Here is a 12,513-nt window from a genome sequence, read left to right as displayed (position 1 = left end):
CTTGCAAACCGCGGTGCGCTGGCACGTCTGGACTCCGCCATGGACTCCGGGGTCCAGGGCGGGATCCAGCTCAAGAAAAAGGGAGAGCGGGCCCTTCGGCGCACTCTCCCCACGATGCATCATTTCTAGCACTGATCTGTTGCAGGTGTCGAATACAAAAGTGTTGCAACACTTCTTGGGCTGTTGGCGTTGAGGCGCGCTGCGATCTTGGTCAGCGCGATCTGCCAGCGTCGCCATGCAGTGGTGCGATCGCAGCCCATGCTCCAGCACAGCTGTTTCCACGGCACGCGCGCTGCCCGGCCCCAGACCAGCTTGCGCTCCTCCTCCTCGATCCAAAGCATCCAGTCGAAGGTCTGTTCCAGCCGGGTGATCGCAGCGGGTGACGGGCGCACCCGCATCGGCCGGGGCTCCATGGCCGCGATCTCCTGACGGGTGCGTACGATCTGTGGCCAGGTACTGAAATAGCCCTGCGCCTTGACCGGCGGCAGCTTGCGCAGGGTTCGGAACGCTTCCTCGAAATGGTCAGCGACATCATCGGCAGTCCAGTCGCGATCAGTCATGACGCGCCTCCCGCCGAGAATGGCGCGGTCCATAGAGCTTCTCGCCGAGTTGCCGGATCATCTCGCGCTCGGGCCAGGTCAGGCGATCATCATCCAGCGACACCGCCAGGACGCGTTGCTCGCGCCAGCCCTCGCGCTTGACCTGATCGGGATCCCGGCGCGTGCCGCCGTATCCGCGCGGCGCCCACCTCACAGCACACCTCCCCGGGTCTCGATGGCCCACAGAAGGATGGCGATGGCGTCGGCCTCATTGTCATCGGCGGGTGAGAACCCGCGCGCGCGAACCGCTGCGATCATGGCGTCCTTGGGCGCATTGCCCTTGCCGGTGGCGTGACGCTTGATCGTGCCGACCGGGACACCCTGATAGGGCACGCTCTCGCGTTCACACCATGCGGTCAGTGTCGCCAGGAAGCCGCCATAGATGTGGGCGGCGTCAGTGCCGGCGTGGCGGCGCACCTCCTCGAACCAGATGGCGGCGACCGGACCGGAGAGCCGGTCTAGCTCGGCAAGCCAGCCTGAGAAGCGCAGATACCTCATGCCGCCACCGTCATAGCGGCTGGGGCGCAGCGAGAGCGTGCCGCTGGTGATAAGGCCGTCATGGCTGCGCAATGCCCAGCCGGTGCTGGTGCCGAGGTCGAGCGCGAGGATGGTGCGCCGGCGCGGCGTGTCGAGCGGCAGCGATTCAATCCTTGCGCCGTCAGGATTCGTGATCAGAGTCAGGTCAGCCATGATGGGTCTCCTTTGACGGTGGCTGGTCGTGGTGGAAGACGGCGGCGGCCTGGTGCTGGGCGGTACGGGGCCGCCGCCGTCGGATCAGGCACAACAGGCCGTCACGGCGGCGCGCGCGGCTGAGCCATACGTATGGGAGGAGAGGCCAACCCTGCAGGGTGGCCTCCCCATACGTAGTATGGGGGTTTGACACCTAACTGTTCCCGGAAGGGCAAGTGGCTGAAATTATTGGAAAATAAGACTTCACGAAGTCTTCGGGCATGAGTTAGGGACCTAACTCTTATTTTCCCGCAACCCATTGATTTCGTTGAATGCACTGTTAGCGCTGTCATATGAGTCAGGCCTCACTCATATGAGTTAGGTCGTCTTCGAGCCCCTCCGGGTAGACCCAGACAGCGGGGTTTTCGACCTGCAGGCAGAGCCCCGATTGGGGGCATTTGAAGTGGCTGGGCTGGACCGGACGCGCGGTTGTGGTGACCTCGCCAGTGGCCGGATCGATATGATCGACGGGTGCGCCGAACTGCATGCCCTGGACGCAGAGATAGCCGAACCGCGACCGGGTAACGGGGAAGCCGAACCCGGAAGGATCGCGCAGGAACTTCACGAACCCCTTGGTGGCGAGCACAGAGAGGCGTTCACGGATGGTGTGCTTGCTGCCAAGACCGCCCCGGTTTTCGAAGGTCTCGGCGAACTGCATGGCGGTGTAGAGGCGCTCGCCGGCCGCCTCGTCCAGCAAAATGCCGAGGATGACGTCGTGCTTGCGCAGCCGTTCAGCATCAAGCCTGGCGCCGACCTCCTTGCGCACGAGGCGCTCGTTCAGCGGGTTCAACTCGACCCATTCGCCCTTCACCTTGTCGATCAGCTTGCCCGGCAGTGCGGGGCCGTTGCGAAGCTCGATCTCGAGCCTGCGCACGCTGCTGTCCTCATCGGGGCGGTGCATGAGCAGCCCCGTGGTGTAGAACCCACGCAGCGCGCTGGCGCCGGATAGGGCAAGGAAGGGATCGTCCTTGACCTGCTGCTTGCTGGCCTTGCGGGTGTGGTGGGCGAGGATGACGCCGGCATCGGGATTGACCGCTTCGCGCAAGGGCTCAACCCGGTCCCTCAGGAAGAACATCATGGCGGAGTTGTCGTTTTCGCCGCCGCCCTCCGGTCCGCCGTCGAAGAGATTGCGGATGGGGTCGATGACAATGATGTCTGGCGGCGCATCGGGGAACGCCGCGCCGATCGCCTCGGTGACGCGGGCGACGCCCTCCGCATCGAGCAGGAGCTTCAGTTTCGGCGTGGCTACGAAGGTGTCGCGCGCGGCGGCGATAACGCCTGCGGGCAGCGCGATCTGCTGCATGCGCTCGCGCAGATAATGATACTGGATCTCGGCCTGCAGGTAGAACACGCGCAGCGGCCTGGGCGGCGTGAAGCCGAGGAACGGCACGCCTGCCGCCATGTGCACCAGCCAGGAGATCAGGAAGTCGCTCTTGCCGACCTTGGGCGCGCCGCCCAGCACCAGAAGACCGCCTGGCGTCAGCACCCGCGGTGCAATGATGTCGTCGGGCATCGCACTGGTGTCATCCAGGAGCGCGCCGAGGGTGAAGGTTGGCAGCGGTCTGGATGACGTCTCGGCATGATCGGCGCGCAGGAGCGGGGGGCCGTTGCGCTTCACGTGCAGCGCCCAGAGCCGATCGGCCTCGGCCTGCAGCCGGTCAAGCGGCCAGGATGGGCGCAGCATGGCGGCGTTGTAGCCGCAGATCGCCTCCCAACCCTCGTCAGGATCCAGGCGGCCTTCATGCACCATGCGCACGAAATGGCCGATGGCGGCGCTGGCCCCCTGGAACCGGGACCAGTCGTCAACCGCGCCTTCGCGCACCGGTGTGGTGAGCACTGCCTCGATGCCGGGTTTCGGCGCTGTAGCCGCCGGGTCGCCTGCAAAGCCCACGCCCGGCAGCGCAGGCATCTGCGCGACCTTCTCGGCGAAATCGCCAAGGTCCACCTCCACCGCGCGATGTTCACGGATCTGCACGAGGCGCTGCTGGCCGTGCTTGTGGTAGACCGTGCCGGGCGCGCGGATCGGCTGGTGCGCGGAGCGGAAATGCGTGTCGCCCCCGACCTTCACCGCGATCTCGCCGCGCAGACGGCACAGGGTGGCCAGATCCTCACCTACCGCAGGTTCGGACAGCTGCCACCAGGCGTGCAGCTTTGCCGCGCCTTCGGGCGTGCGCCCGCCGCTCTCGATGATCAGCGTGGGCGCGCCGAGGTGGCGGACGACATGGTCGAGCTTGGCTGGAATGTCGCCCGCGTCGAGATCGACCACGATGGCCTGCATCTGCAAAACGTCTGCGGCGCGCGCCTGACCCTGCTCGGCGACTGTGCCGGGGATGACATAGACCGCAGCGCCCTCGCGGTTCGCCCAGGCAGCAAAGGTCGCGAGCTTGTCAGGCGCGGTATCGTCGGCCGGGATCCAGATGTTGTGCGGCTTGCCGCCGCGGCCCTGACCCTTGTCGACAAAGCCGCGCACGGGGATCAGCCCCTCGCAATAGCTGAAGACGACGCCGAGAAAGACGGCGAGCTGCCCGGTATCCGGCTCCGCGTCGAAGGGATCAGCCTGCGGCGCGGCATCGTTGAAATCGCGCCAGGGGTTGAAGTGGATGATGTTGTCCTCGCTCATGACGCCAGCCCCCAGCAGCGGGTCGCCCATGCGCACATCCGGCATTCGAAGAAATCGGGCGTGGCGGCGATGCGCGGCAGCAGTTCCCCAGCGTCGGTGGCCTGCAGGATGCGCACAGCACGGTCGGACATGCGCTGCGCGAGCCCTGCGTCGAACGCCACCAGCTCATGGTGGAGTTCCGCCGTGTCCTTGTTGACCGCTGTGAACAGTGCCGGGTTCTCGCAAATGCCCGGGACCTGCGGCTCCATGTACGCCTGGTACACAGCGATCTGGGCCGCGTAGACGGGCTTGGAGACAGTGACCCCGTCCTTGACGCAGGCGCGCCAGTTCTTGGCGTTCATCGTCTTGCATTCCCACAGGGCGGGAACGCCGATGCTCAGCGGCTGGGGAACGGCGGCGATGATGCCGTCGACATGACCGCGGATGCGGCCGCCCGCGACCGAGAAGCCGAACTGGCCGCCATCGGGCCGGTTACCCTTGCGGGTGTAGAGATCAAACCCAGCGCCGCGCAGCCAGGCGACGGCCAGATCCTCAAGGACATGACCCAGCGCGAATATCCGAAGGGTCTGCCCGGAGAAGTCCTGGCCCTGATCCTTGGGCGTGGCGGTAAACTCGAACTGGAGCGCTCGCTCACAGGGGTGACCAAGGCGGGAGCCGCCCAGATAATCGCGTGCGGGACGAGCCGCATTCTGGCCAACCAGCGCCAGATCGACTTTCTCGTTGACGCGTTCGGCGAAGCTGGGGCGTCGGTTATAGTCCAGCATCAAAAGGGAATCTCCATGTCGCTGCTGTGCGCTGTGGCGCGCATGGCGTCCTGGAAGCCGCCCACGGCGACCTCGATGAGCGTCAGGACCTGCGTTTCCGAGAGATCGGAGAACCGGGCCTGCCAGCCGATCTCCTCCATGATCTCGGCAACCGGCGTGATGGCGGCGCGGATCGCCGCCTTCTCCTGCTGCGTAAGGTCAACCATGGCCCAGCGCTCCCGCGACGGCTTGGCATGGGGCATGAAGACCGAGCTCCGTCGTCATGCTGCCCTCCGTTCGGGCGAGGCTGCCTTGCCGATCAGCTGGCGGATGGCGTGCTTGTTGAAGCCGAACGTCATCAGCGCCGAGGCGCGATAGCGCGTCAGACCAAAGTCATGGCGGCACTCGGGCGCCAGGTATTGCAGCTGCTTTTCGGTCGGCGGCTGGCGCAGCCACGAACGGGTCTTGAAGGCGCTTTCGTCGGTCTCGTGCGTGTTCAGCCAGTCGTCGGCCTGCGCCAGGCAGACCGTGCGCTCGCCGACACCCAACAGGCGCGGGCGTTCGCCCTTCGCTGCGCCGATGGCGTACCAGACACCATCCAGCCAGAAGATGCCGACCCAGGCCGTGAAGCCCGTGGCCATGAGGGCGTCGTCGGTACCAAACAGGTCGGTCCAGGCGAAGCTGGAACGCTTGAGCAGATCAATCTCGGTCATCATGAAGCCCGACAGGGGGGCCATGGAACCGTCTTCGCTCGCGTCCGTATCCTCTTGCGCAAAGACCTCACCGCAGAGGGGGCACTCGGTGGCGGCCAGCGGTATCTGCGCTTCACAGGCCGGGCAGGTTCTTGTTGGCGCCTTGCCGGTCTCGGTCTTGCCGTCGAGATCCACATCCTGTTCCAGCGTGCCGTGGATCAGGCTGGAGGTGCCGAAATCCAGCACCACGCAGTCGGTTTTCACGATGTCGGGGTATTCTTCGGGATCCACCGTGCGCAAGCCACGCCCGACCATCTGGATCATGGTGGACTTGTAGGAGCTGGGCCGCAGCAGCACGACGCAGGCCGTGGGCGGGTGGTCCCAGCCCTCAGTGAGCACCGCCACGTTGACAATGACGCGGATGTCCCCCGCTGCGTAACCGGCGAGGATCGCCTTGCGGGTTTCGGCCGCCAGATCGCCATGGATCAGCGCGGCGCAAACACCCGCCGCCCTGAACGCGTCGGTGACGTGATCGGCATGCGCGACGGTGGAGCAGAACACCACGGTCTGCCGGTCGCCCGCCTTTTCCTTCCAGTGGCGGATCACCTCATCAGTGACAGGCGCGCGGTCCATGATGCCCGCCACCTCAGCCATGTCGAAATCCGACATGGTCTTGCGCACCGAGCGCAACTCATCCTGCACGCCGACATCGATGACAAAGGTGCGCGGCGCCACCAGGTGGCCCGAGGCGATCAGTTCGCCCAGACGCACCTGGTCGGCCACGTTGTCAAAAACCTCGCGCAGGCCCTTCCGGTCACCCCGGTTGGGTGTCGCCGTGACGCCGAATATGCGGGCCTCCGAATTGGCCCCGCGCACCCGGTCAATGATGCGCCGGTAGCTTTCGGCAACAGCGTGGTGGGCTTCATCAATGACCAGCAGGTCAACGCGCGGCATGTCGGCAAGGTTCGAGGCCCGCCCCAGCGTGGGCGCCATGGCGAAAGCGACCTGACCGTTCCAGGATTTCTCCGTGGCGTCGATCACCGAGGTGGTGACGCCCGGCGCCACGCGCTGGAACTTGGCGCGGTTCTGCGCCGTCAGCTCGTCGCGATGGGCAAGCACGCAGGCCTTCGCGCCGTCGCCGATCAACTCTCCCGTGACAGCGGAGAGCATGATGGTCTTTCCCGCGCCGGTGGGCGCCACACCCAGCGTGTTGCCGCGGGAGGCGAGCGCGGCCACGCTGCGCTCGACAAAGGTTTTCTGGCGGGGGCGCAGGCGCATGGCCGGTCTCCTCCTTACTGCGCCCAGCTCGGCCGATTGGCGGCGCCGGGGGCGGACGCGGGCTGGCTGGGCTGGGTCGCCGTGGAGGGCTGCTGCGGGGAATGGCCCTGCGCCGGGGCGGCGGTGAACTGCGGCGTGACCGTGCCCATCAGCGCGGCATACTCCTTGTGATCGGGCGTCACCGCTGCGCGGATCTCGTTCTTCTCATCGCCATAGGTGTCCGTGCCGACATCGATCTTTGCGACGAACTCCAGCCCGTCGAGATCGGCAAAGCCGCTGATGCGGCGGGCGGCCTGGGCCTGAGCGGAGTTGTCCTTGTCGGAAATACCGCGCGCGGAGTTCAGCATGCCGCGCACGAGGCTGCGGCCCATGTTCGCCCAGTCCGGTCCCTTCGGGCTGTAGAGCCCGATCAGGGTGAAGATCTTGCGCCGGGCGTAGGGTCCTTCGAGAACCGTGAACTCACCAGAGAGGTAAACCGAACCGGTCGTCCCGCGCATGGCGTATCCGCCGGTCCAGCCCTGCGCCGGATCGTCGAACCCGCCCGGGCGGATGGTCAGGCGCACCTTGGCCAGTGTGCCCTTGGGAATGATGTTGGCGTTCTGCTTGGCGTCGTTGAAGTCGTTCCAGGATGCAGACATGGCTGGGCTCTCCTTGTTCAGGTGTTTTCAGAAGGGGTGGAAGCGTCGGTGGGCGGCGCGGGAAGGCTTGGCGGCTGGTAGGTCAGGCGCTTGAGCGCTGGCGCGACGGGCCCTCGGATCTTCTCCATCAGGCGGCCAAGATGCGGGGTCTCCAGCAGATCAAGCCGTCCGGAGCGATCCTTGGCGGGATAGCCCCACTGGTTGAGGGTCTGGCAGACAAAGCCGCGCTGCAGCTTGCCATCCTCGCCCTTGATCTCGGCCATGGTGATGACCTGATCGACGATGCCCGGCAGCTCGAGGCCGGTCTTCGAGCCGTCGATCTGCGGCACGAAAACCTTGCGGTTGAAGTCGTCGAGCTTCTCGTCGAGGATCCCGACGAACCAGACATTCTTCGCCCGCGTGTGCTGCAGGTGGGTGAGCCACGCGATCATCTCGCGGCCGTGCAGGCCGTAGGCGCCGCGGACATCAGGCTTGCCGGTCTTGTCCGAGAAAGCCTCTGGCTGACCCTTGCACCACTGGAAGCAGAGCCGCCCCGCGACAGTGATCGAGTCGATGAAGACCGTGTGGTAGCGGTCGAGCGCCGCCCGATCGCCGAAGCGCTCGCGCACCGCCGCGAAATGGGCGGCGCTGTAGACCTGATCGTCGCGCAGCGCGGGATTGGGTCCGCCGATGAAAACCGCGAAATCACGGCATTCGGCCCATGTGCGCGGCCGGACGCTGTCGCCGGGCCAGCCCTCGATGGCGAGGTCGCCCGCCTCCAGGTCAATGAAGAGCGTGGTGGCGGGATCAAGCGTCCAGAGAAGCGAGGTCTTGCCGATCCCGGACCTGCCGAAGATCACACCCTTGACGCCACGTTGCTCGGCGAGACGCTGATCGGCGGTGATAATGGGAAGCGCGCCGGTCATTGCGCACCCCCTTGCGGTAGACCGATTACGGCGCTCTGCGCGACGATCGCATCAAGACACTCGCCGAAGCTCCAGCTCGGGTTTGCGGCCCAGAACCGGTCTGCCTGGCGCAGCGCATTGCGCCATTCACGCAGCGCATGTTGATCGTTCGTGATCTGCAAACGGCGGATCTCGATGGCCCGCTCGAAACCTTCCCGCGTCAACTGGCGCGTGGCCACAAGCGTCGTGCCTTCAAGATCCATGGCCACGGCCACGGGCAGCTGGAAGGGCAGCAGCGGCTGTCCGGGCGTGGGCAACCGCTCCGCCTTGAGCCTGAGTCTGCGGGCGCGCTGGTCGATCCGGGCCACGACACCGTCGATCCCGGCGAGATACTGGCCGTCGGCATCAATGTCGTCCCAGCGGTCGACAGCCGCCTGGCGCTTGTTGATCGCGTGACCGGCGATCACCCCGCCGACAATCTCGGCGACAACATCATTCAGTCGCATCTGTCCCATTCTGGGCCTCCTGTTCGTAGAATGTGGTGAAGTCGGTGAGCCAGGCCGCCGCGCGCCGGATGGGCGCGGTTTCGACGGCATGGCGTGAGGCCGGAGGGATGCGGCGCACCGCCTCCGCGGGGCTTGGTTGCTCATCGATGCGCTCGACGATCTCGACGAGGCGCTCGTGAATGGCGCGATCCTCTGGCGTGCCGAACACCGCGACCTGGCGGGCTCTCTGCTCAGGGGTCAGTGGCGGCGGGCGATCCTCCTCAAGGCGCCGGACGCTCTCCTGGACGCGCTGGAGCCGGTCGAGCGAGCGCTGAAGACGATCTTGCGCGGCACGGCGAACCGCAGACCGCGTCGGCTCCTCGCCGCGCGCAAGCCGCTCATCGAGGGTGCGGCGCACAAGGCCCGGGTCGGCGGCTTCCGCGTCACGGATCAGGCGGGCGTCGTGGATCTGGTCATGCCGGAGACCAAGGTCGGATACGGTGGGCTGCAAACTCTTGCCGTCTGCGAGACTTTTCGGGCGGCCGACAGCCACTTCCCCGCGCGCCTGCGCGGCGTCGTATTCATCGGCGAGGCGCCGCTTGGCCGCGGCCTCGATCTCGAGCGCATCAGCCTGTGCGCGATGGGCGGCGGCGATCAGCTCATCATGGGCGGTTTTGGCGAGGCTCAACCTGGCCGCACGCTTTGCCGCATCGTAGATGAGCCCGGCAACCTCGCGCGCCTCGAGCACCTCGGCGGCCGTCTTGGCGCCGGCCAGCATGGCTGCGGCGCGGTCAACCAGGCCCGGGAGGCCTTCGATCGTCTGGTTGAGGGGGGCCAGTGCGCTCATTGGCTACGCCCCTGTAGGACGATCACGATTTTCAGCGCGCCGGTCTTCACGGTGCGCGCGGGCTCGAACCCCTTGCGCCAGGCCTGAGGCAGGGCGGCGTACCTGCGCTCGGAGACCGACAGCTTCGTGTCGATGAACTCGCCCGGGTCCTCGCCGGAGGCGGCGATATTGGCGGCGATGCGGGCAAGCTTTGCCTGATCCCATTCCACCCGCTTGGGCAGATCGGCGATGACGGTGAGGCCCTCATCGTCCAGCCGGACCGTGCCCGTATCGCGGTCATCGCAGCGCAGGGCCTCGAGCGCGCGTGCGCCATAGCGCGCCTCAAGGGCTCCGGTGAGGCGGCTGGACAGCGTCTTGAGACGGGCAGACGCCGCGGCGAGCTCTCCCTGGAGGTCTGCGAGCATTGCGGCGGGAAGCGCCGCGATCTCCCCGCGCGAGAGGCTGGCCAGATCGTCAAGACCTGGCGCGTTGGCGTGATCAACCATGAAAGGTCTCCTGTGTTGGGGGGTCATGCGGCCTCGCTCAGCGCCAGCAGCGTGTTGAGACGCACCGGCGCAGCGGCCGGGCGCGGCCTTGCGATGGCGACATAGGCAAAGCAGTCAGGCACGATGCGCACCTGGACGAGATGGACGAGGCCTTCATGGAAGGCGCGATGGGCGGCTGCGGCGAGCGCTTCAAGACGTCGCCGGTCAGGCCCAGGCAGCTTCGAGATGCCCGCCATGGCGTCGATGACCAGAAAGCCGCGATGGTATTCCAGCCAGGCGCCCGGCTCGGCCTGCGCGATCCACGCGCACAGCTCCACATCGCTGATCGCACCGGCAGGACGCCGTATGGCTGGCGCGCTCATGAGGCACCGCCCTGAGGCGCTGCGCACGCGTTGATGCTGGCGGCCTCATAGGCCTCCACATCCTCCAGCCGGTAGAGCACCCGCCCGCCCACTTTCAGATAGGCAGGCCCGCACCCCAGCCAGCGCCAGCGCTCCAGTGTGCGCGGCGACAGCTTCCAGCGGCGCGCCAGATCGACCTGGTGGAGATGTCTGATAGGAATATCTGTCATCGTCTTGTCCTATTGGCGTGGCGGCGCGCTTCAGCCGCTTCGACCTGCGTGATGAACGCCAGCACCCGGTCAGCCGTGGCCAGCGTCGGAGACCGCCCCCTGCGCAGTCCCAGAACGAAAGACGGGTCCCCCACGGCCTGACGGCCGAACTCGGTGGGCTTGAACCCGGTCGCCTCCAGAAAGGCGTCGACCCGGGCGCGGAACTGATCGGTGAGACTCGTCATGATAGGAAGCATCTAATCAATCGGTCGCACTTGCGTCAATTGGAAGATGTTGTATATTTCCTATCTAACAGTGACAGGGAGTTAGCGCGATGGAGCTCGATCCCATCCGGATCCGGGTGCTCAACCTCATCGAGGACAAGGGCACGGACCTGAAGAACGCCTCGCTCGCGATCGGGCGCAACGCGGCCTATCTGCACCAGTACATCTATCGCGGCTCACCCAAGGTCCTGCCCGAGGACGTGCGCGAGGGACTGGCGGAGCTGTTCGGCGTCAGCGAGGACAGCCTGCGCAATGCCCGCAGGCTCCCCCGGCGCGCCGGCCATGGCGAACGCGAGCCGCGCCGGGCCGCGAGACGCGAGCTTGTCTATCCTGAAGGGTTCTCGCCCATCGCCGAGATCGATGTGCGCGCCTCAGCCGGTCCCGGCGCGATCAACGAGGGGCTCGAGGAGGCGAGCGAGACCTGGCTCCTACCCGACCCTCTCATCCGACATGAGTTCCGCGCGCGCGCAGCAGACCTGCGCATGATCACGATCGATGGGGATTCCATGGAGCCGGTGCTGTCATCCGGCGACCGCATCCTCATCGACACCAGCCAGCGCATCCCCGTGCCGCCAGGCATCTTCGTGGTCTGGGATGGCATGGGTCTGGTAGCCAAGCGCGTCGAGCACATCGCCCACTCCGAACCGCCGCGCGTCATCATCCACTCGGTCAATCCCGAATACCGCACCTATGAGCGCGACGCCGAGGAGGTCAATATCGTCGGGCGGGTGATATGGGCTGCAAGGCGACTGTGACGTCCTGGTTTGAGGTCCATGTCGCGCGGGCGCGCTGCCTGCTGGTCAGCGGCTTATTGCCCGAACCGGCGACACGATTTGCGGGACGGGGGCGCTTACGCCCACACTCAGCGCTTCAGCGCCCCCTCTCGTCATGGCCACAGGTAAACAGGTAAAAAAGCCAACAGTTAACCGCTTCCCTAATCGGGAAGCGTCCTCGCAAGACGGAACCCGACGTGCGGGAATTTCCGGTAGCCAGACGCGTTCCTGCCGCGGGACGCGGAGCGCAGGAACAGCGGAAAGTTGAACCACGAACCGCCGCGGTAGACGCGGATAGAGCAATTCCCGGTTGTGCGTTCAGAGCCGTCCGATGGCGCGCCCTCATAGCTGTCATTCCAGCAGTCCTCGACCCACTCAAACACATTGCCATGCATGCTCACGAGCCCCCATTTGTTGGCCCAGAGGTGCCTGACCTCAACCGTCCGGTTATAGCTGAAAACGACACCCTGCTTGCGGCTGGTGAGAGTATCGCCAAAAGCGTAGGCCGTCGTCGTGCCCGCCCGGCAGCAATACTCCCACTCGGCCTCCGTCAGCAGGCGATAGCGTCGGCCCGTGCGCTCATTGAGGAAACGAATATAGGCCTGCGCGTCCTCCCAGCTCACATTGATAACCGGCTTCCAGCCCCGGCCCCACCCCCTATCGGGCGGAAGGTATCCTTCACAGGCTCCAAGGCGCGCCGCTGAATCCCATTCGCGAAAGGTCACAGGATATTTGCCCACCTCGAAGGCGTAATCGATCTTCACCTCATGCTGGGGGGATTCAGAGTCGCGGTATGCGGTCTCGCTTTCCGGCGAGCCCATAATAAACCGGCCCGGCTTGATGCGCACCATGCGCGGCAGGATCAATGTGCGCCGATTGAACAACCCCATGATCTGCCCTGTCCTG

General features: G+C 65.9%; 17 protein-coding genes. 1 reads left to right on the top strand and 16 read right to left on the bottom strand.

Annotation, left to right across the window (positions count from 1 at the left end; all coding sequences use genetic code 11):
* Positions 1 to 125: 125 nt before the first annotated feature.
* From L2D00_13560 to L2D00_13490, 15 genes are all read right to left on the bottom strand, one after another.
* Entirely contained in the window at positions 126 to 560 is a 435-nt protein-coding gene (locus tag L2D00_13560) for a DUF6362 family protein (protein ID WBQ12863.1), read from the bottom strand.
* Positions 553 to 753 (bottom strand): hypothetical protein, encoded by a 201-nt coding sequence (locus L2D00_13555; protein WBQ12862.1) that lies wholly within the window; start codon positions 751 to 753, stop codon positions 553 to 555. Before L2D00_13555 ends, L2D00_13560 begins: the two co-directional genes overlap by 8 nt.
* A complete protein-coding gene (locus tag L2D00_13550; protein WBQ12861.1) occupies positions 750 to 1,289 on the bottom strand; it encodes a hypothetical protein in 540 nt (179 codons plus the stop codon). Before L2D00_13550 ends, L2D00_13555 begins: the two co-directional genes overlap by 4 nt.
* Before the next feature lie 337 nt (positions 1,290 to 1,626).
* Positions 1,627 to 3,978 carry an AAA family ATPase gene (locus L2D00_13545; protein ID WBQ12860.1) on the bottom strand — a complete coding sequence of 784 codons (2,352 nt, stop codon included), beginning with the start codon at positions 3,976 to 3,978 and terminating at the stop codon, positions 1,627 to 1,629.
* On the bottom strand, positions 3,945 to 4,712 hold the full coding sequence (locus L2D00_13540; GenBank protein ID WBQ12859.1) for a hypothetical protein: 768 nt from the start codon (positions 4,710 to 4,712) through the stop codon (positions 3,945 to 3,947). The genes L2D00_13545 and L2D00_13540 overlap by 34 nt, the downstream gene beginning before the upstream one ends.
* A complete protein-coding gene (locus L2D00_13535) occupies positions 4,712 to 4,918 on the bottom strand; it encodes a DUF6511 domain-containing protein (GenBank protein WBQ12858.1) in 207 nt (68 codons plus the stop codon). The genes L2D00_13540 and L2D00_13535 overlap by 1 nt, the downstream gene beginning before the upstream one ends.
* A 54-nt stretch (positions 4,919 to 4,972) precedes the next feature.
* Positions 4,973 to 6,661: a DEAD/DEAH box helicase gene (locus L2D00_13530; protein ID WBQ12857.1), complete on the bottom strand. Its 1,689-nt coding sequence runs from the start codon at positions 6,659 to 6,661 to the stop codon at positions 4,973 to 4,975.
* Between the two features lie 14 nt (positions 6,662 to 6,675).
* On the bottom strand, positions 6,676 to 7,299 hold the full coding sequence (locus L2D00_13525) for a hypothetical protein (GenBank protein ID WBQ12856.1): 624 nt from the start codon (positions 7,297 to 7,299) through the stop codon (positions 6,676 to 6,678).
* Between the two features lie 17 nt (positions 7,300 to 7,316).
* Positions 7,317 to 8,204, bottom strand: coding sequence for an ATP-binding protein (locus L2D00_13520; protein ID WBQ12855.1), 888 nt, complete (start codon positions 8,202 to 8,204; stop codon positions 7,317 to 7,319).
* The gene (locus tag L2D00_13515; GenBank protein WBQ12854.1) at positions 8,201 to 8,698 is read right to left on the bottom strand and encodes a hypothetical protein; all 498 of its coding nucleotides are present in this window, start codon (positions 8,696 to 8,698) and stop codon (positions 8,201 to 8,203) included. Before L2D00_13515 ends, L2D00_13520 begins: the two co-directional genes overlap by 4 nt.
* The gene (locus L2D00_13510; protein WBQ12853.1) at positions 8,676 to 9,515 is read right to left on the bottom strand and encodes a hypothetical protein; all 840 of its coding nucleotides are present in this window, start codon (positions 9,513 to 9,515) and stop codon (positions 8,676 to 8,678) included. The genes L2D00_13515 and L2D00_13510 overlap by 23 nt, the downstream gene beginning before the upstream one ends.
* Positions 9,512 to 10,000, bottom strand: a complete 489-nt coding sequence (locus L2D00_13505) for a hypothetical protein (protein WBQ12852.1) — start codon at positions 9,998 to 10,000, stop codon at positions 9,512 to 9,514. The genes L2D00_13510 and L2D00_13505 overlap by 4 nt, the downstream gene beginning before the upstream one ends.
* A 23-nt stretch (positions 10,001 to 10,023) precedes the next feature.
* A complete protein-coding gene (locus L2D00_13500; protein ID WBQ12851.1) occupies positions 10,024 to 10,362 on the bottom strand; it encodes a hypothetical protein in 339 nt (112 codons plus the stop codon).
* Complete coding sequence (locus tag L2D00_13495) at positions 10,359 to 10,571, bottom strand: helix-turn-helix domain-containing protein (protein ID WBQ12850.1); 213 nt, start codon at positions 10,569 to 10,571, stop codon at positions 10,359 to 10,361. The genes L2D00_13500 and L2D00_13495 overlap by 4 nt, the downstream gene beginning before the upstream one ends.
* Entirely contained in the window at positions 10,568 to 10,795 is a 228-nt protein-coding gene (locus L2D00_13490) for a hypothetical protein (GenBank protein ID WBQ12849.1), read from the bottom strand. Before L2D00_13490 ends, L2D00_13495 begins: the two co-directional genes overlap by 4 nt.
* Positions 10,796 to 10,884: 89 nt before the next feature.
* Here L2D00_13490 and L2D00_13485 point away from each other — a divergent pair, with 89 nt between their 5' ends.
* Complete coding sequence (locus tag L2D00_13485; GenBank protein ID WBQ12848.1) at positions 10,885 to 11,589, top strand: S24 family peptidase; 705 nt, start codon at positions 10,885 to 10,887, stop codon at positions 11,587 to 11,589.
* Between the two features lie 179 nt (positions 11,590 to 11,768).
* Here L2D00_13485 and L2D00_13480 read toward each other — a convergent pair whose 3' ends face one another.
* Positions 11,769 to 12,497, bottom strand: coding sequence for a formylglycine-generating enzyme family protein (locus L2D00_13480; GenBank protein WBQ12847.1), 729 nt, complete (start codon positions 12,495 to 12,497; stop codon positions 11,769 to 11,771).
* Between the last annotated feature and the right edge of the window lie 16 nt (positions 12,498 to 12,513).

It is taken from the genome of Hyphomonadaceae bacterium BL14, from assembly GCA_027627705.1.
Lineage (GTDB): Bacteria > Pseudomonadota > Alphaproteobacteria > Caulobacterales > Maricaulaceae > Oceanicaulis.
Note: the sequence above shows the minus strand (reverse complement) of the source record. Positions and strands in the feature narration are given on the sequence as shown.

What these genes read in the sequence shown, in the direction of transcription:
- L2D00_13560 (WBQ12863.1), bottom strand. Translation starts at nt 560, where the DNA reads ATGACTGATCGCGACTGGACTGCCGATGATGTCGCTGACCATTTCGAG.
- L2D00_13550 (WBQ12861.1), bottom strand. Translation starts at nt 1,289, where the DNA reads ATGGCTGACCTGACTCTGATCACGAATCCTGACGGCGCAAGGATTGAA.
- L2D00_13545 (WBQ12860.1), bottom strand. Translation starts at nt 3,978, where the DNA reads ATGGGCGACCCGCTGCTGGGGGCTGGCGTCATGAGCGAGGACAACATC.
- L2D00_13540 (WBQ12859.1), bottom strand. Translation starts at nt 4,712, where the DNA reads ATGCTGGACTATAACCGACGCCCCAGCTTCGCCGAACGCGTCAACGAG.
- L2D00_13535 (WBQ12858.1), bottom strand. Translation starts at nt 4,918, where the DNA reads ATGGTTGACCTTACGCAGCAGGAGAAGGCGGCGATCCGCGCCGCCATC.
- L2D00_13530 (WBQ12857.1), bottom strand. Translation starts at nt 6,661, where the DNA reads ATGCGCCTGCGCCCCCGCCAGAAAACCTTTGTCGAGCGCAGCGTGGCC.
- L2D00_13525 (WBQ12856.1), bottom strand. Translation starts at nt 7,299, where the DNA reads ATGTCTGCATCCTGGAACGACTTCAACGACGCCAAGCAGAACGCCAAC.
- L2D00_13520 (WBQ12855.1), bottom strand. Translation starts at nt 8,204, where the DNA reads ATGACCGGCGCGCTTCCCATTATCACCGCCGATCAGCGTCTCGCCGAG.
- L2D00_13515 (WBQ12854.1), bottom strand. Translation starts at nt 8,698, where the DNA reads ATGGGACAGATGCGACTGAATGATGTTGTCGCCGAGATTGTCGGCGGG.
- L2D00_13510 (WBQ12853.1), bottom strand. Translation starts at nt 9,515, where the DNA reads ATGAGCGCACTGGCCCCCCTCAACCAGACGATCGAAGGCCTCCCGGGC.
- L2D00_13505 (WBQ12852.1), bottom strand. Translation starts at nt 10,000, where the DNA reads ATGGTTGATCACGCCAACGCGCCAGGTCTTGACGATCTGGCCAGCCTC.
- L2D00_13500 (WBQ12851.1), bottom strand. Translation starts at nt 10,362, where the DNA reads ATGAGCGCGCCAGCCATACGGCGTCCTGCCGGTGCGATCAGCGATGTG.
- L2D00_13495 (WBQ12850.1), bottom strand. Translation starts at nt 10,571, where the DNA reads ATGACAGATATTCCTATCAGACATCTCCACCAGGTCGATCTGGCGCGC.
- L2D00_13490 (WBQ12849.1), bottom strand. Translation starts at nt 10,795, where the DNA reads ATGACGAGTCTCACCGATCAGTTCCGCGCCCGGGTCGACGCCTTTCTG.
- L2D00_13485 (WBQ12848.1), top strand. Translation starts at nt 10,885, where the DNA reads ATGGAGCTCGATCCCATCCGGATCCGGGTGCTCAACCTCATCGAGGAC.
- L2D00_13480 (WBQ12847.1), bottom strand. Translation starts at nt 12,497, where the DNA reads ATGGGGTTGTTCAATCGGCGCACATTGATCCTGCCGCGCATGGTGCGC.